The 16,830-nt window shown below is 70.2% G+C and carries 15 protein-coding genes and 2 pseudogenes; 8 read left to right on the top strand and 9 right to left on the bottom strand.

Annotation, left to right across the window (positions count from 1 at the left end; all coding sequences use genetic code 11):
* Positions 1–614 precede the first annotated feature (614 nt).
* Complete coding sequence (locus QEG98_RS07705) at positions 615–1,082, top strand: hypothetical protein (protein ID WP_316566251.1); 468 nt, start codon at positions 615–617, stop codon at positions 1,080–1,082.
* Here the strand turns inward: QEG98_RS07705 and QEG98_RS07700 are convergent.
* Entirely contained in the window at positions 1,022–1,765 is a 744-nt protein-coding gene (locus tag QEG98_RS07700) for a PP2C family protein-serine/threonine phosphatase (protein ID WP_011551529.1), read from the bottom strand. The genes QEG98_RS07705 and QEG98_RS07700 overlap by 61 nt on opposite strands.
* Positions 1,766–2,164: 399 nt before the next feature.
* On the opposite strand from QEG98_RS07700, the gene QEG98_RS07695 reads away from it, so the two are divergent.
* Positions 2,165–3,310: a hypothetical protein gene (locus QEG98_RS07695; protein WP_316566250.1), complete on the top strand. Its 1,146-nt coding sequence runs from the start codon at positions 2,165–2,167 to the stop codon at positions 3,308–3,310.
* Between the two features lie 5 nt (positions 3,311–3,315).
* Here QEG98_RS07695 and QEG98_RS07690 read toward each other — a convergent pair.
* The 3 genes and pseudogenes from QEG98_RS07690 to QEG98_RS07680 all read right to left on the bottom strand — a co-directional run bounded on the left by QEG98_RS07690 (position 3,316) and on the right by QEG98_RS07680 (position 6,822).
* Positions 3,316–4,606: pseudogene (locus tag QEG98_RS07690) on the bottom strand (choice-of-anchor X domain-containing protein).
* 24 nt (positions 4,607–4,630) lie between these two features.
* On the bottom strand, positions 4,631–5,518 hold the full coding sequence (locus QEG98_RS07685) for a hypothetical protein (protein ID WP_316566249.1): 888 nt from the start codon (positions 5,516–5,518) through the stop codon (positions 4,631–4,633).
* Positions 5,519–5,702: 184 nt separating this feature from the next.
* Positions 5,703–6,822 (bottom strand): annotated as a pseudogene (locus QEG98_RS07680) (aminotransferase class I/II-fold pyridoxal phosphate-dependent enzyme).
* A gap of 112 nt (positions 6,823–6,934) precedes the next feature.
* On the opposite strand from QEG98_RS07680, the gene QEG98_RS07675 reads away from it, so the two are divergent.
* Together QEG98_RS07675 and QEG98_RS07670 are read left to right on the top strand one after the other, a co-directional pair.
* Positions 6,935–7,408, top strand: a complete 474-nt coding sequence (locus tag QEG98_RS07675; protein WP_316566248.1) for a TlpA disulfide reductase family protein — start codon at positions 6,935–6,937, stop codon at positions 7,406–7,408.
* Between the two features lie 15 nt (positions 7,409–7,423).
* A complete protein-coding gene (locus tag QEG98_RS07670; RefSeq protein ID WP_316566247.1) occupies positions 7,424–8,470 on the top strand; it encodes an SDR family oxidoreductase in 1,047 nt (348 codons plus the stop codon).
* Positions 8,471–8,495: 25 nt separating this feature from the next.
* Here QEG98_RS07670 and QEG98_RS07665 read toward each other — a convergent pair whose 3' ends face one another.
* The gene (locus QEG98_RS07665) at positions 8,496–9,593 is read right to left on the bottom strand and encodes an MJ1255/VC2487 family glycosyltransferase (protein WP_011551521.1); all 1,098 of its coding nucleotides are present in this window, start codon (positions 9,591–9,593) and stop codon (positions 8,496–8,498) included.
* Here QEG98_RS07665 and QEG98_RS07660 point away from each other — a divergent pair.
* Both QEG98_RS07660 and QEG98_RS07655 read left to right on the top strand, forming a co-directional pair.
* Positions 9,592–9,969, top strand: coding sequence for a hypothetical protein (locus QEG98_RS07660; protein WP_316566246.1), 378 nt, complete (start codon positions 9,592–9,594; stop codon positions 9,967–9,969). The two genes, QEG98_RS07665 and QEG98_RS07660, sit on opposite strands and share 2 nt — an antisense overlap.
* A gap of 136 nt (positions 9,970–10,105) precedes the next feature.
* Positions 10,106–11,020, top strand: a complete 915-nt coding sequence (locus QEG98_RS07655; RefSeq protein WP_090484544.1) for a LysR family transcriptional regulator — start codon at positions 10,106–10,108, stop codon at positions 11,018–11,020.
* Here QEG98_RS07655 and rsmB read toward each other — a convergent pair.
* Genes rsmB through QEG98_RS07635 form a run of 4 tightly spaced genes read right to left on the bottom strand, consistent with a single transcriptional unit; the run spans position 11,014 to position 14,822 of the window.
* Positions 11,014–12,330 carry a 16S rRNA (cytosine(967)-C(5))-methyltransferase RsmB gene (gene rsmB, locus QEG98_RS07650; protein ID WP_090484547.1) on the bottom strand — a complete coding sequence of 439 codons (1,317 nt, stop codon included), beginning with the start codon at positions 12,328–12,330 and terminating at the stop codon, positions 11,014–11,016. The two genes, QEG98_RS07655 and rsmB, sit on opposite strands and share 7 nt — an antisense overlap.
* Positions 12,327–13,250 carry a type II 3-dehydroquinate dehydratase gene (locus QEG98_RS07645; protein WP_316566245.1) on the bottom strand — a complete coding sequence of 308 codons (924 nt, stop codon included), beginning with the start codon at positions 13,248–13,250 and terminating at the stop codon, positions 12,327–12,329. Before QEG98_RS07645 ends, rsmB begins: the two co-directional genes overlap by 4 nt.
* Positions 13,251–13,272: 22 nt before the next feature.
* A complete protein-coding gene (fmt, locus tag QEG98_RS07640; protein ID WP_316566244.1) occupies positions 13,273–14,211 on the bottom strand; it encodes a methionyl-tRNA formyltransferase in 939 nt (312 codons plus the stop codon).
* A 29-nt stretch (positions 14,212–14,240) separates the two neighbouring features.
* Positions 14,241–14,822, bottom strand: a complete 582-nt coding sequence (locus QEG98_RS07635; protein ID WP_043611740.1) for a HAMP domain-containing protein — start codon at positions 14,820–14,822, stop codon at positions 14,241–14,243.
* Positions 14,823–14,925: 103 nt separating this feature from the next.
* Here QEG98_RS07635 and QEG98_RS07630 point away from each other — a divergent pair, with 103 nt between their 5' ends.
* Positions 14,926–16,521 (top strand): HEAT repeat domain-containing protein, encoded by a 1,596-nt coding sequence (locus QEG98_RS07630; RefSeq protein WP_316566243.1) that lies wholly within the window; start codon positions 14,926–14,928, stop codon positions 16,519–16,521.
* Positions 16,522–16,561: 40 nt separating this feature from the next.
* On the top strand, positions 16,562–16,804 hold the full coding sequence (locus QEG98_RS07625) for a hypothetical protein (RefSeq protein ID WP_316566242.1): 243 nt from the start codon (positions 16,562–16,564) through the stop codon (positions 16,802–16,804).
* Positions 16,805–16,830: the final 26 nt, after the last annotated feature.

The raw sequence follows: 16,830 nt of genomic DNA, 5'->3' as shown, positions 1-16,830 counted from the left end.
GGACAGGACGCGGCTCCACGCGGCTTCGTCTTGCGCCAGACGGGACGTGACGGCTTCGTGCGACCACGTCCGAAGCGACACGCCCGTGAGCGCGACGCTCAGCGTGGAGAGACAGAGGATGACCAGGGAGAGCGCTGCGGTCAGGCGCGCGGCAAGGCTGTGCGTCATTCGCGACAAGGCCAGGGGATGGGCGGGGGGCGCCCAGTGGGGGATGGCGAGCCTACCGCGACAGCGCCCGGCTGTTGAGCGAGGAACAACAGGTGGCAGGAATGACCCGGCAGCCTGTCTCGCATGACACAAATCGAGACCTACACCGATGTCGTGCACCTACGTCCTCGGCGTCGACGCGCGCGGCCATGGACACTCACCCTGGCGTTGCATTGACCGGTGTGGAAGCGGCGCGATTGCGTGCGTGTCATGCGCTCGACCTCCATTCCAGCGGCACTGGCCCTGCTTGCCCTCGCGCCCAGCGGACTTCGCGCGGAGGAGGCCGCCGGAGAGGCGCGCGCGAAGGCCGAGCCGCCTCACACGACGCGCAACTTCGGCAACCTGCGCGTGGGGGCTCCACGGCGAACGGCAATGGCCGACCCGACCTGTGTCTGGAGTTGTCCCCCGTGGCGTTCCTGTCCGTGGAGAGCTGTGGCACGGGGAGCGGGTTCCTGCACGGCGACCCCGAGCCGGAGGTGGCGCACTTCCGCGCCAAGCTGCGGCTGGCCAGCTTCGACGTGGAGCGCTGGGGCACCTTCCAGCCCTTCCTCGCCGGGGGCTTCGCGGAGGCCCAGGTGGGCCGCGACGACCCAGGGTTCCAGTTCAAGGGGACCGACCGACGCCGCGTGGCCACGGCAGGGCCCGAGGGGGCCTCGGGCTGCGCTTCCTCCGCCCGCTGGCCGCGGGCTTCGAGCTGGTGGGCGACTTCAACTTCAGCCTGGCGTGGATGCCCCACGCCCCCGAGCTCATCCAGCCCGGGAACACGTGGCTGCCGTCCGCCAGCCTCTCCTTCGGCGTGGGCTTCTGACGCGCCTCACGCTTCCGCGACGCGCAGCACCACCGCGGTGATGTTGTCCTTGCCGCCCGCCTCGTAGGCGTCCGCGACCAGCGCGTCGCAGACCTCGCGCGCGGAGGACATCGTCAGGCGCTTCATCAGGCCCTCCACGCCCAGCGGCTCATAGAGCCCGTCCGAGCACAGCAGGAACACATCACCCGGCTCCGTCTGAAGCCGCTGCACAGTGGGCTCCGCGTTCTCCGTGCCCAGCGCGCGGGTGATGAGGTGGCGCAAGTTGCCCGAGCCTCCCGGCGGCTCCATGCCCGCGTCCCGCAGCTCCTCGATGAGCGAGTGGTCGCGCGTGAGCGACTCCAGCTTTCCGCCACGCAGCCGGTACAGGCGGCTGTCGCCCACGTGCGCCACCGCCGCGCCGTGCTCGCTCACCGCCAACGCCACCACGGTAGACGCCATCTCCCGCAGCCGGCCCACGCGCTGCGCCTGGAGGTTGCGCTGCGCCAGCGCCGAGCACGCCGCCAACAGGTTCTCTTCACGGCTGCGGCGAGGGTCCGGCACCGTGGGCCACGTCGAATCCCGGTCCTGCCCCAGGCGCAGGCCAAAGCCCACGAAGGTGTCCACGACACACCGGCTGGCGACTTCTCCCCCCTCTTGTCCGCCCAGCCCATCCGCCACGACGAACAGCCCCAGCTCCGGTGCGACGCAGAACGCATCCTCGTTGTGCGGCCGCCGACCGATGTGGGTCTGTCCCGCGCTGTCCATTCTCATGACTGCCTCCTCGGGCCTCCCACCAGCAAGCGAGAGGCCAGCGTCCTTCCCCCCGACGGACGCAAGGAACGGATACTCCGGTTCTGGGGATTCCTGGGAAGGGACCGCCACGGCGCCGTGACAACCACCCCTCCCCCGTCCACTGGCAGACGCTGCAAGTGCCCTCCACCCGTCAACAGCCCCCAGAGCGTGGGGTCACGACCCCACACCTCCGCCTGGCACCTGGGCCCCGTCCCCCCAGGGGGCGCTTGCCCGCCAGGACGCTCCCGTCAGGGTGCGCGAATGCCATGACAACGAAACGAGGAACCCAGCATGCCCGGGCCTGTTCCCTGGCAACTTCTCCGGTGACGAGGCGACAATTCCGATGCGGCCCGGTGTGCGCGCCGCAGGGAGCCTTTGATGTCGTCCATCCGCCGCATCACCGCGAGCATCTCCAGCGCCATCTCCCGCGCCCGGCTCGACACGAGCCTGGAGTCGGTGTCACCGCTCGCGCCCCGCGAGCCGCTGCAGCCGATCCCCGCGGTGCGGCGTGGCTATGCCGATGAGAGCGAGTTCCAGGCGGAGGTGGATGACCTGGACACGTCGCTCGCCGCGCATGCGCCGATGCTGGCCGGTGTGGACGCCGCGAATGCGGAAGCGCCCGAACACCTGCGCGTGTTCGCCGGCGAGAGCTCCTTCGAAGCGGCTCCGCCGCGGTATTCGCAGTTGCTGGGCTCGCAGCTTCCCGCCGCGCTCGGCGCGCCCCGGGAGCCGGTGAGTGGCGCGGCGCACCGGCCCTCCTTCCGAGAGGCCAGCGCCCAGGACATGGGCAGCGACCTGCTCTCGCCGGAGGCCGCCGCGTGGGAGTTGCAGAACCGGGACACCTCCACCGCGCCCACGCCCATGGAAGCGGAGGACGTGCTGTTCATGCTGAATGGCCCCGGTGCCGCGGCCGACCTGGAGCCGCCGCTGGAGCTGGGACTCGAGGACATCTTCGAGGAAGCCCCGCGACTGCAGGCCGCGGAAGACGCGCTCTTCATGGCTGGAGTCGATGACGCTTCAGCGGCCATCTCCGACGCCGCGGAGACCCAGCAGCCGAGCCTCGCCGCCGCTCGCTCCGGCGCGCCGGTGAACTTCGCGACCGAGGCCGCGGGCATCGATGCCGTTCCCGCCGACATGATGACGGCCGCGGCCGGTGACGCACGCGTGGATGATGCGCCCGCGGGCTACGCGCTGGGCAGCGCCTACGCGGCCACCTACGGGCAGCAGTTCGCCGTGAGGCAGGCGCTGGACCCGGCGGTCAGCCCCGCGGGGCCGGACGAGTTCCTCGCGGACCCGAATGACTTGAACATGCTGCTGCCGGAGGAGCCGTCCCTGGACGATGCCGCCGTGGCAGGCGTCCTGGGCTCCATCTCCGCCAACCCCGCGGCGGCCAGCGCGCCGGTGGCCGCCACCTTCGCCTCACAGGGCGTGGAAGTGGTCGCGGAGGCGTTGGAGCCGGAGCTGCGACCCGAGGCGAACCCTAGCACCACCGAGGCACCTGCGCCCGAGAATCCGCGGGCCTGAGCCCCTCACGGCCTGGGCGGCGCTTCTTCCTGGTCGATGCCGTCGAGGTACGTCTGCGTCTCGATGACCTCCCGGTTCAACTCGTCCAGATAGCGCCTCCGCTCCGGACTCTGCCACTCCGCGGCGGAGAAGGACGTGGAGGGATAGTCATTCGTGGTGTGCACGTACCCGCGCAAGCTCGTCATCAGCTCGCGATCCGGGTCTCCCCGCTCCTTGAGGAGGAAGCCCTCCACGTCGCGCAGCTTCAGGGGGAAGGTGGGCACTTCGTCCAGCACCAGGTTGCCGGCGATGGTGAGCTTCACCTCCTGCTCGCCGCGCTTCAGCTCCTCGTTGAAGGACACGTGCGCGAAGGGCATGCCGCTCTCGTCATCCACGCGGCCCGCCACCACGTACCGTCCGGCCTTCTGGACCTGAATCCCGAGGTAGAGCTGAAGCGAGCCTTGCTCCAGCACCTCCCGCACCCGGCCCGTGAAGAGCGCCGGAGGCGACGGCGTGTACATGATGTCGAAGAACGCGGTGCCCTCCGCGCCTCCCGAGCGCACCTGCACGTCCACGCGCAGCGTGCCCGAGTAGATGGGGAACCCCTGCTTCGACGGCTGGAAGCGCCCGGTGAAGGTGCCATCTCCAGAGAGCGCGTCGCCCGCGGCGCCGTCGTCCGAGAAGACGAGGGGGACCGCCGGCATGCCACCCGCGCCGGCATGTGCTCGGCCTCGTGCGCGGAGGCGGACACCACCGGCAGGGCCTGGGCATGCGGCGCGCGTCCTCGCAGCCGACGAAGAAGTGCACCACCTCGTCGCCGACGACGAAGACGCGGTCCTGCTTCAGCCGGAGCTGGATGTCGGAGCCGTCCTTGTTCAGCGGGCGCGTGCGCTCCGGCTCCGCCATCTCCATCTGGTCCGGGTGCTCACTGGCGGGACGCGACTCCGGCGGATAGCGCGTCGCCTTCATGTACGACTCCAGCGTCTGCTTCGCGCGCGCCAGCCGCTGCGCCCACAACTGGCGCCGCGCGTCCCGCTCCGCTTCCTCCGGGCTGCGGGCCGGGTCCTGCACGGCCACTCCTGGCACGCGCCCCGTCGGCCCGCCCAGGCCGCCTCCCGACTTCCGCGGCGCGGGGTTCGGCATTCCAGACGGCGAGGACGCTTCCCATGCACCGTCCTCGCCGGAGGACTCCGGGCCGGCACCTGCTTCCATCCACCACCACCCCACGCCCCCCAGCACCAGCGGGATGAGGGGAATGGCCCACAGGGCGCGGCGCATCCGGGACGCGGGGGCGGAAACGGTGCCAGTCGGAGTCATGTCGCTTCTTGCGGTGGAGGGGGCTCAGTACGCGTAGGTGACCACGTCCTGGCGAACCGGCGCGATGATGCCACCCCAGTTGCCTCCGGCGTAGTGGTTGTACGCCTCCCGGTCGTCGCGCAGCTCCACCGTGTGGTAGCTCCACTTCGCGCGCCCGTCGCTGGTCGCGGCCGTGCCCAGGTTCAGGGTGCCGCCACAGAACCAGTCACCGGGGTTGCACTGCGAGCTGCCCGCGCTGCCCGAAACGCCCCCCGTCGAGTGGTACGACACCGCCTCATCGTCCTGGCCGGGGAGCACGCCGGAGTACAGCGTGCCCTTGGCACCCGCGAACATGTAGAACCACACGTTGCGCGTGGTGTTGTGGTTGTACATGGAACGCGCGGTGGTGGTGACCAGGTCGCTCACCAGCGGCTCATTCACCGCCCACTCGCCAATGTCCGCCAGCTCGCTGCCGCCGCCCGCGCCCGACGCCACGTTCACCCAGCGGATGTTCCAGCCCGTCTGCTTCGCGCCGCCGCTCACGTTGCCACACACGCCGCTGGCGTTGGGGGTCGCGTTCTTCACCTCGCGCTGCGAGCCGCCATACATCGACAGCGCGTAGCCAATCTGGAGGTTCCCCGCGCTGTGCGCGGCGACGTAGCACCAGTTGTCCCCCGTGCAGAAGCAGTCCAGCGCGTCGCGGATGCGGTAGTTCTGCGAGCCGATGCGCTCACGGCCGTCCCAGTTGACGGCCTTCTTGTTCACGCCCGCCGCGACGCTCGCGGAGCCCCAGTAACTGAAGTCATTGTAGTTGCCGGGCTGCGTCGTGCCGCCGTTGCGGCCATGAATCCACAGCGTGTAGTTGGCTGCGGCGGCCTCCGTGCCCGCCAGCATCGTTGCGGCGACAATGACCGTACCGAAGAACTTCTTCATGTTGAGCGCCTCCAGCGCTGCATAGGGGGTACCTGCCCGGCGGGGGACCAGGCGGCGGGGCGTACTGTAGAGGCGCGGTGTGTAAAAGGTCGAGGTCACGGAAACCGTGAAGTGCGCGCGAAGACTGACGCAACGCATCACCCCGTGGACTCCCTTGAGGGAGGTGACACTCGAGGCGGCCGCGTCAACGCGATGTGTCGACCACGTAGCGCTCCAGTCGTTCCAGCGCGTCGGGCAGATTCGTGCGGCCCAGCCCCAGGCGGAAGTGGTTGCCGGGGAAGTCGTAGACGTCTCCGGGCAGCAGCAGCACGCCTTCGCGCTCGCGCAATTCCTCGGTGAAGCGGGCCACGGGCGTCTCACGCAGCAGCCTGGGAAAAGCCACGCTGCCCGCGCGCGGGCGCACCCACTGGAAGGTGTCCGGATGCCGCGCGAAGAAGCCATCCAACAGGGAGAGGTTCGCCGCGAGCAGCTCCCGGCTGCGCGCCAGCACCCGCGCCTTCGCGCGCAGCGCGATGAGTGACAGCACCTCGCTGGGCGCGCTGTTGCAGATGGTCGTGTAGTCCTTGTAGGCCGCGCAGCGCCGCAAGAGCTCCACGTCACGGCAGGCCAGCCACCCCACGCGCAGCCCCGCCAGGCCGAAGGCCTTGGACATCACCCCCAGGCTGATGCCGTGCGGCGTGTGGCTGGCCGCGGGCGGCAACGTGTCGCGCGTGTCGTACTCCAGCAGCCGGTACACCTCATCGGACAGCAGGTGGATGCCACGCTCGCGCGACAGCTCGCACAGCGCGTCGAAGGTGGCCCGGTCCAGCAACGCGCCCGTGGGGTTGTGGGGAAGTTCACCACCAGGAGCCGCGTCTGGGGCGTCAGCGCGCGGCGCAGCGCATCCAAGTCCAATGCCCAGCCGTCCTCCTCGCGCAGGCGCAGCAGCGTCACGTCCGCGCCCGTGGCGCGCGCCACCTCGTGCAGGGACTGGTAGCCCGGCCGGTGACGACGGCGTGGTCCCCGGGGCCCAGCAGCACGTTGATCAGGACGAAGAGCGCCTCCTCCGCGCCGGCGAAGGTGAGCACCTGCTCCGGAGAGAGCCCGGGGTACAGGGCGGCAATCTCCTCGCGCAGCGCGGGCAGTCCGGTGGATTCGGTGTAGCCCAGCGTCAGCCCCTCCCAGCGGGCCCGCTCGTCCGGGCCGGCGAGCGCCAGCAAGTCCGCCATCCGCCAGCCCTCGATGTCCGAGGAACACAGCAGGTACGGCGCCGCGAACTCCCAGCGCGCGAAGTACCGCTCCAGCTTGAAGTCGGGGATGCGCATGCCGTGAGTGTCTGCCTGCTTCGCGGCCTGCCGTCCAGCGGCGCCCGGAAACGGCCCCGCATGCCTAGCTTGAGTCGCGTCCTTTCCGAACCCTGGCCTTGTTGGAGCCCCTATGCCCACGCTCGACATTCCCATCACCCTGCTGGACCCGGACGGTGGGTGGATCAACACGCCCGTCCATGTCTCGGAGCTGGATGAGCTCCCCGTCCTCCTCCACTTCTTCTCCGCCAAGCAGCGCGGCGCTGACGAGGACATCGACGCGGTGAAGCGCATCATCGCGGAGTACGGTGCGCGGGGGCTGAAGGTCATCAGCGTGGATGTCACCCACTCCGACAAGGAGCTGCGGGACACCAACGCGGTGGAGGCCTTCGCGCGAAAGCACGGGCTCTACCACCCCATCGCCGTGGATGACGGCTCCATGGCGCGGGCCTACGACGTGACGGACACGCCCGCGTGGCTCGTGTTCGACGCGGACTCCGGCCGGCTGCGCCACCACTTCTCCGGAAAGAACGCGTCCCCCCACGTGCGGCAGGTGCTGGAGCGCTTCATCCAGGCCAGCGCCGCGGCCCCCTCTCCCGCCCCCTGACTCCAGGAGTCCACCATGCCAGCTCACCGCAAGGATTCTGACTCGTCCCACATCTCACTCGGCACCCTGGCCGCGGCCGGCATCGGCGCGGCGCTGGGACTGCGCCGCATCCTCCGCTCCCGATTCCAATTCAAGGACAGCACCGTCCTCATCACGGGCGGCTCTCGCGGCCTGGGGCTGGTGCTGGCGCGACAGCTCCTGAAGGAAGAGGCCCGGGTGGCCATCTGCGGCCGGGACGAGCAGACGCTGGAGCGAGCCCGCGAGGAACTGGAGCGCACCGGCGGAGAGGTCTACGCCATCCCCTGCGACGTGCGAAATCCGGTGCAGGTGGAGGCCATGGTCTCCGCCATCCACGAACGCTGGGGCGCGGTGGACGTGCTCATCAACAACGCCGGCGTCATCCAGGTGGGACCGCTGGAGTCCATGACGCTGGAGGACTTCCAGGAGGCCATCGACACACACCTGTGGGCGCCGCTGTACACCACGCTGGCCGTGCTGCCGGAGATGAAGCGGCGCGGAAAGGGGCGCATCGTCAACATCGCCTCCGTGGGCGGAAAGGTGAGCGTCCCCCACCTGGTGCCGTATTCGGCCAGCAAGTTCGCGCTGGTGGGCCTGTCGGACGGCCTTCGCGCGGAGCTGCGCCAGGACGGCATCGTCGTCACCACGGTGTGTCCGGGGCTGATGCGCACGGGCAGCCCGCGCAACGCGTACTTCAAGGGCAACCACGAGGCGGAGTACGCGTGGTTCGCCACCGGGGACTCCCTGCCCCTCACCTCGCTGAGCGCTGAACAGGCCGCACGCAAGATTCTGGACGCGTGCCGGCGGGGTGACGCCGAGGCGCTGCTGGGCGCACCGGCGAAGCTGGCCGCCGTGGGCCGCGCGCTGGCCCCCAACCTGACGGCCGCCCTCACCGCCTGGGCCAACCGCTTCATGCCCCAGGACAGCAGCCAGGACCGCTACAGCGGCAGCCAGAGCGAGACGCCGCTGACCCAGTCCTGGCTCACCGAGCTGACGCGGCGCGCGGCCGAGCGCAACAACGAGACCGAGGTGCCGCTGCACTGACGGCCCCCGGCGGCGAACGCGGGCGCTAGTCCTGCGCCCGCTCCATGGCCCAGTGGCCACGGTGCTCGTAGGCCAGGGCCAGCTGTTCGCGCAGGGCGGCCAGCATCCGCGTGTTGCCGTCCTGCTCGTACCCCTGGAGCGCCTGCTGGCAGCGGGGCACGCGCGTGAGGAACTCCTTCACCGCGTCCACCGTCAGCGCCTTCACGTACATGCCGTACCCCAGCTGCTCCAGGTACAGCGCGTTGATGACCTGCTCGAACTGCCCCTCCAGCGGCACGCTCAGCACCGGCTTGCGCAGGTACACCGCCTCGCTCATCAGCGTGAAGCCGCCGCTGGCCACCACGCCCCGCGCGGTGCGCAGGTCATCAATGAAGCCCTTTTCACTGAAGGGCCGGTACGTGAGGTTGCCGTCCACCAGGTCCTCGGTGATGTCGCGGCGCAGCCCGTACACGCGGCAGGGGATGCCCGCGGCCTTGAGGATGTCCGGCAGCGCCGTGTTCGTCGTCGACGTCTGGTACACGAGCAGGTGCTCACCGGGCTCTGACTTCGCCTCCAGGATTTCGGGGCGCAGAATCGACGGGGCGAGCGTGGTGCGCCGCTTGCGGAGCTCCGGGTAGAAGAACGTGGTGACCAGGTAGTGGAAGGCCCCCGGCAGCTTCGCCTTCACGATGGCGCGCGACGTCTCGAAGCTGTCCTCGTGGCCCGCCAGCAGCGCCGGCTCGTGCTTGCACCGGTTGATGACCTGCATGTTGTCCACGCTGATGACGGGCAGCCGGTGATTCCGGGCGAACATGTAGCTGAACGACTCGAAGTCGCTCACCACCACGTCCGGGCGGAAGCCGTCCACCAGCTCGAAGTACTGGCGGATGTTCTGCGGCCAGCCCTTCACGGCGCCCGTGAGGTTCTGCAGCACCGTCTGCCACTTCTTCACCGAGTTGCCCTCGTACGCGAGTGTCAGCCCCCAGATGCCGTGCACGTTCTGGAAGCGTTTGGCCAGGTAGTCCTGGGCCCGGCCGGAGACGACGATGTGGACCTCGTGCTCCTTCGTCAGTTCCTCGAGGAGGACGCGGGAGCGCGTCGCATGGCCCATGCCTTCGCCGACGACACCGTAGAGGATTCGCATGCCCGGCAGCATACGCGCCCGCCACGCCCCCGTTGAGCCGCCACGCCCTCGCGGCTATAGCTGCCCGCATGCCCTCCTCTCCGGAGCCCTCCTCCCCCAGCGGCCGTCCCTGGGCCGCTCCGCGGCGACGGGCCTGCTGGGCGGCTTCCTCCTGGGCGGCCTGGGCCTGCTCGCCGTGGGCCTGAGCAACAGCTTCGCCGCCCCGAGCTGCGATGGCCTCACCGGCCCCGAATGCCAGCTGTTGACGGACGCCACGCGGGAAGTCGGTCGCACCCAGCTGCTCGCCGGGGGCGCCCTCACCGCGCTCGCCGCCTCCCTCTTCGTCCTGTTCCGCCCGCGCCCTCCGGCCCCACCCGAGGGGCCCGAGCAATCCTGAGCCCCGTCCGCAATCCTCCTGTCGTCCGATGAGTGGCCGGAGGCCGCCCTGGCGGGTTAGGTAGTTTGGCGGCCAAGTAAAGGCATTCTAATTATCTCTGGCCTAATCATTGGATTTGAGGGTAGGAGATGACCTTATGCAGCTCGAATCCTTGAAGATGTTCTGCGACGTGGTCGAGACAGGCTCATTCTCCCGCGCCGCGCAGCTCAACCACGTCACGCAATCCGCGGTGAGCCAGCAGATTCGCGCGCTGGAGAACCGGTACGAGCAGAAGCTGCTGTCGCGCAGCGCGCGCCAGGTGACGCCGACGCCTGCCGGGGAGCGGCTGTTCCGCGGGTGCAAGGAAATCCTCGCCCGCTTCGCCGAAGTGGAGCAGGAGATTCGTGAGCAGGCCGCCGAGGTGGCGGGCACCACCACGGTCTCCACCATCTACTCGGTGGGGCTGCACGAGCTGAACTCGGTGCAGAAGCAGCTGCTCAAGTCGCACCCCAAGGTGAACATGCGCCTGAACTACCGGCGCAACGACCAGGTGTACGACGACGTGATTCTGGGCGCGGCGGAGATTGGCATCGTCGCCTATCCGCAGCCCCGCGCGGGCGTGGACATCCTCCCCTTCCGCGACGACAAGCTGTCGGTCGTCTGCGCCCCCGGCCACCCCTTCGCCACGAAGCAGAAGGTGAGCCTCACCGCGCTGTCGGGCGTGCCCTTCATCGCGTTCGACCGCGAGGCACCCACGCGCAAGGCGCTGGACCGGCTCTTCCGTGAGAAGAGCATCGACATCAACCCGGTGATGGAGATGGACAACGTGGAGACCATCAAGCGGGCGGTGGAGATGGGCCTGGGCGTGGCCATCCTCCCCATGTCCACGGCACAGGGCGAGGTGAAGGGCGGCACCCTGGTGGCCAAGCCCTTCGCGGAGGGGCCGGTGTCACGCCCCATTGGCCTGCTCATCCGCAAGGGCAAGTACCTGGACCGCGCGTCCGCCGCGGTGTTGGAGGCGTTCAAGGCCGCCTCCAACCTGCCGCCCGCCGACGAAGCGGAGCGTCAGTAGAGCTTTCGGAGGCGCGCGGCGAAGAACCCGTCGAAGCCCTCCGGTCCCGGCAGCGTGCGCAGGTACGCCTGGGACAACGGCAGCTTGAGGCCGGGCAGCACGGGTGGCTCGGCCGTCCACTCCGGGTGGCTGCGCAGGAACATCTCCACCTGGTCCTGCCCCTCCTGCGGCTCCATGGTGCACACCGCGTACACGAGCAGCCCCCCGGGGGGCACCGCATCCTGGCAGTTCTCCAGGATGCGCCGCTGGAGCGTGGCCAGCCGGGCGATGTCCTCCTCCTTGCGGCGGTAGCGCAGCTCCGGGTGGCGGCGCAGCGTGCCCAGCCCCGAACACGGCGCATCCACCAGGAACGCGTGGAACTCTCCCCACTCCTCCGGGAAGGGCTCCGCGGCGTCGTGCGCGTAGGCCTTCAGGCGCGGCTGCAGGCCCAGGCGCCGGGCCTCCGCTTCAATCTTCCGCAGCTTGTGCGCGTGGAGGTCCACCGCCACCACGTCATGGGACTGCGCCTGGTGACAGGACTTGCCGCCCGGCGCGGCGCACGCGTCCAGCACGCGCGCCGTCTCCGGAATCGCCCCGTAGACGCCCACGAGCTGCGCGGCCTCGTCCTGCACCTGCCACAGGCCCTCCGCGTAGCCGTACACGTCCTCCACGCGGCCCACGGACGGCAGCGTGATGCCCACCGGCGACACGGTGGTCGCCTTCGCGTCCACGCCCATCTCCTGGAGTTGGGCGAGCAGCGCGTCGCGCGTCACCTTCGCGGTGTTGGCGCGCACCACCACCGCGGGCGCCTGGTTGTCGGCCACCAGCATCGCTTCGGCGCGCTCGCGGCCGAACTGGCGCAGCCAACGCTCCACCAGCCACTGGGGATGGCTCTCCCGCACCGACAGGTGCAGCGCCACGTCGGACGCGGGCGGCAGCGGCGGCGCGGGCAGGGCCGCCAGCTTGCGGAGGATGGCGTTGGTGAAGCCCGCCGCGCGCGTCAGCCCCACTTCCTTCAGGGCCTGCACCGTCTCCGCCACCGCGGCGCGGGCCGGCACGCGGGTGTGGAATATCTGGTAGGCACCGATGCGGAGGGCCGCCAGCACCTTGTCCTCCAGCGCGTCCAGCTTGCGGTCGGCGAAGCGGGTAATCGCGTAGTCCAGCGCGAGCTGCCGCCGGGTGGCGCCGTAGGTCAGCTCGGTGACGAGCGCCGCGTCGCGCGGGTCCTTCGGCGGCGACTCGGACAGCTGCGTGTCCAATACGACGTTGAGGTAGGCATCCGTCGCGCGGACACGCGCGAGGACCTGGATGGCGAGTGCGCGGGCGTTCATCCTTCGTCGAGCCGGGTCAAGAGGTCCACGAGCTGCTCATCCGAGAGCCGCGTCGCGGGCAGGTTGGAGAGGGTGAGGCTCTGGAGGCTCTCCTCCAGCAGCTCACGGTGGCCATTCTCCGCCGGAGCGCCACGCTGCACCGCCTGATACTGGGAACGCGCCCAGGCGGCCAGCTCGGCGGAGGAGAGCCGTCCCGAAAGCCGGTCAGAAATCTTCTGGCGCACCAGCGCGCGCGTGAGCAGGTCCGCCGCGGGGGTGAGCCCCTTGCCGCCGCCGCGCCCCAGCGTCTTCGCCTGACGGGCCGCGCGCAGGTCCTCCACGGGCGCCAGCTTGCGGCCCAGCGTCTTCGTGGGCCCCGCCGTCTTCACCGCGCGGGCCAGGGACTTCGCCGTCTCCGACGAGCCGTCCTTGCGCGCGGCGCGCTCGAGCACGGTGATGGGCGTCACCTTCGCGCCCTTGGAGGCGCTCCCCTTCTTCTTCCCCAGGGGCTTCTTCGACTCCGGCTTCTCCGTGGTGAAGACGCCGCTGCCGAAGGTATCCAGGGCCTGGAGGTAGGGCTCGAAGCCGGGCCCGCCGTGAATCTGGAGCACGCAGGCCTCCCCCACCACGGATTCGCGGGCCGGGGGCTTGAGCAGCACCTCGATGGCGGGCAGCCCGGCGGCCTCCAGCCCCTCCTTGAGGCAATAGGAGCCGAACAGCCCGGCCGGGTTGATGATGATGCCGTCCAGCTCCTCCAGCTCCGCGCCGAGCGTGTCCAGCAGGTCGCCTTCGTGGTTGGACTGCACCACCGTCAGCGCCTGCCCCAGCTCCTCCGCCCGCGCGTGCAGCGCCGCGTCCAGGTCCTCCAGCCGCCCCCCGGACGAGCCATCCCGCACGCCCAGCAGGTTCAGGTTGGGTCCGTGCAGTACCAGCAGTCTCATATGGCCATCACCCGTTCTCCCATCAGCCCGCGACGAAGGGCTGGCTGCCCGGCGCCAGCTTGTGCCCCTGCAGGAAGTCCGCGGCGCGCATCACCCGCTTGCCTTCTGGCTGGAGGTCCAGCAGCACCAGCGAGCCTTCGCCGCATGCCACCTCGATGCCGTCCGGGCTGGACGCCAGCACCGTGCCGGGAGCCCCACTACCACCACTGGCCTGCGCGCGGTGGACCTTCAGCAGCTTTCCGCCCAGCGTGGTGAAGGCCCCGGGCCACGGCGTGAAGGCCCGCAGGCGCCGCTCCAGTTCCACCGCGGGCTTCGTGAAATCCAACCGGCCCTGCTCCTTCTCGATGATGGGGGCCAGCACCATGCCCTCGGAAGGCTGCGGCACCGGCTTCAGCTCCCCGCTCAGGTAGGCCGGCAGGAACTCGCGCAGCACCTCGCCGCCCAGCGCGGCCAGCTTCGGGTACAGCGAGGCGCTCGTCTCGTCCGGGGCAATGGCCATGCGCTTCATCGCCAACACCGGACCGGTGTCCAATCCTTCATCCATCACCATCAGCGACACACCCGTCTCCGTGTCGCCGTGGGCAATGGCCCACTGGATGGGCGCGGCGCCCCGGAAGCGCGGCAGCAGCGAGCCGTGCACGTTGACGCAGCCGTGGGTGGGCAGCTCCAGCAAATCCTTGGGGAGGATGCGGCCATAGGCCGTCACCACGCAGACGTCGGGCGCGTACTGGCGCAGCTCCTCCGCGAAGGGCGGCGTGCGCAGCTTGGTGGGCTGGAGCACGGGCACGCCGCGCGACAGGGCCAGCTCCTTCACCGGCGGCGCCGTCACCGTGTTGCCGCGGCCCTTCGGCTTGTCGGGTTGGGTGACGACGGCCACCACGTCTCCCAGTTCGAAGCAGGCGGCCAGTGAGGACACCGCGAACTCGGGGGTGCCCATGAAAACGATGCGGGGTCTGCTCATGGTGTTGCGCTTCTCCTGCGCCGGGCGACTCAGGCCACGGACTTGAAGGTGCTCCCGGTGGGAGTGTCCACCGCCTGACGTTTACGCGTGTGCAGGGCGCTCAGGGTGCCCAGCGCCTCCAGGGCCTCGGGCGTGGTGGCCACCGGTCGCAGGGCCTCCAGCACGGTCTCCAGCGCGTAGGCCTCATCCGCCTCACGCTCCCGGATGCGCGTCACCGCTTCGGTGAAGCGGTCGAAGAACTGCTTGAGCTCGTCCCCGCGCCGCAGCGGTCGCATCCGGGGATAGCGGCCGGCCGCCAGCGCCGCGACATACAGGCTCATGACGTGGACGGGGCCCGCCACCCGGTGGGTGAAGACGAGGCCGAAGAGGCCCATCGCCACCGCCGTGCCCAGCGCGCCCACCGCCGTCAGCCACAGCAGCGTCTGCCCACCGTCCAGCCCCAGGGCCGTGGATGACACGTGGACGCGGTGCGCCAACAGCCCGAACACGAGGATGCTGCCGGCACCAATCCCCGCCAGCAGCAGGATGTATTTGAGCTGGAAAGGGCGGTCCAGGATGTACGTCCGGCGGACGTGGCTCGGGCGCACCGTCTTTTGATTGCCATCGGACATGTCGTTGACCAGCGTACCCCAGGTGCCTGGGGCGGTTTGCTTCCTTCCTTGCGCGAGGTTTACACGGAAGACAGGACAACCTCGCAGACGCAATGGAGACCGCATGACCCGCTCTCTGACCGCGTTGTGTATTGCGCTCTCGTTCCTGATGTTGGCTGGGTGCAAGGGGGACCCAGCGACCCCGGAGTACTGGGAGTCAGGCATTCAGCAGAGCCGGAGAGCGGAGGACCGCATCCGCATGGTGGAGGCCATGCGTTCGTCCGGGAAGATGGACGAGCGCTTCCTGCCCATGCTCCACGGGCAGCTCGGCACCGAGCGCAAGCCGGAGGTGCGCGCCGCGCTGGCCCGCGCGCTGGGAGACTTGAAGCATGCCTCTTCGGTGGAGCCGCTGACGAAGGCCCTGGACCCGGCGGCGGGCGACATGCCCGCGCAGCTGGCGAACAAGGCCATTGTCGCGACGCTGGGAGCCATTGGTGACCGCAGCGCCATCCCCGCGCTGGTGCCGCTGCTGCGCGCGAAGGACAACTACACGCGCATCGAGGCGGTGCAGGTGCTGGGCGACATGAAGGCGAAGGAAGCGGTGGAGCCGCTCATCACCCTGGCCACGGACGACACCGTGGAGCCCTTCCTCAACAAGAAGGCCATCGAGGCCCTGGGTGACATCGGTGACGGCCGCGCGGCGCCCGCGCTGGTGCGGATGCTGACCAAGGAGCGCAAGGGCAAGTCATTCTACGTGGAGAGCTCCTTCGCGCTGTACCAGCTGGGCGCGCCCGCGGCGGACGCGCTGCTGCAGGCGTTGGAGGGCCAGGACGCGGACCTGCTGAAGTGGGCGAAGTCGAACGGCGTCAACCCCGCCAGCTACGCCATGAAGGCGGCGACGGTGCTGGGCGACCTGCGGGAGAAGCGGGCGGTGGCCACGCTGTTGAAGCAGCTGGCCTTCACCAACACGGACCCGCAGATTCAGGCACTGGTGCGGATGCAGGCCGCGGACGCGCTGGCGCGCATGCGCGCACAGGAGGCGGTGAAGCCGCTGGCCGGGCTCGTGTCGGAGACGGACGCCGCCGTGAGGGATTCCTACGTGAGCGCCCTGGTGCGCCTGGGCGGACGCGACGCGCTGCCCGCGCTGGAGAAGGCCGCGGGCACCGGAGACTGGTACGCGCGCGAGTTGGCGGTGAAGGGCATCGCCATGCTGGGTGACGCGCGCGAGCTGCCCTTGCTGCAGAAGCTCGCCGCGGCCGAGCCGGCGCGGACGGCGGCGGACTGCAAGCAGGCGGAGGACGAAGGCTGCGATGACGCGGCCGCGCTGGGCAAGCAGCGCGCGGACCAGATTGCGGGCCAGTCCAAGCTGCTGGAGGCCGCGCAGGCGTGCGCGGACAACGCGGGCTGCTGGGTGCAGCGCATGGAGAAGGCGGAGCCGCGGATGCTGGAGCGCGCGGCGCTGGAGGTCGGCCGTTCGGGCGCGGCCGAGCACGCGGGCGTGCTGGCCTCGCGACTGGGAGAGCGCGACACCGAGGCCCGTCTCGCGCTGGTCCTCGCGGTGGGCTGGCTGGTGGAAGGCTCGCAGGACGCCGCGAAGAAGCTGCGCGAGGCGTCCCTGCCCACGATGCGAAAGCAGCTCGCGGACGAGCAGGGCAACACCCGGTTCGTCAGCGTCAACGAGGACCTGCGGCGCCTGGTGACGACGCTCGACCGGCCCTGACGCCCTCCTTGAGCCGCAGCGGCGGGACACGCTCCGCCGCGTGGTGCAGCACGGTGAGCTGTCGCACGAGCCGCTCCACGTGCGCGCGCGACAGTGCATCCGCCCCACCCGCCGGAACCGTGGCGGGCATGGGCGCGGGCCGGCGTTGCTGCTCCATGGCCGCCGCCAGCTCGTCCAACACGCCCCCGGCGAAGCGCACCACCTCGGAGAGCTCCCGGGGGACTCCGGGTCCGCGCGGCTGGCGGCCAGCGTCGTCACCGCCGACGTGAAGCGCCGCGCGTAGACGAGCAGCGCCATCACCGGCTCCAG

Source organism: Myxococcus sp. MxC21-1 (genome assembly GCF_032612255.1).
Taxonomy (GTDB): domain Bacteria; phylum Myxococcota; class Myxococcia; order Myxococcales; family Myxococcaceae; genus Myxococcus; species Myxococcus virescens.
The sequence above is the reverse complement of the archived record's forward strand: the minus strand, read 5'-3'. Positions and strand labels throughout refer to the sequence as shown.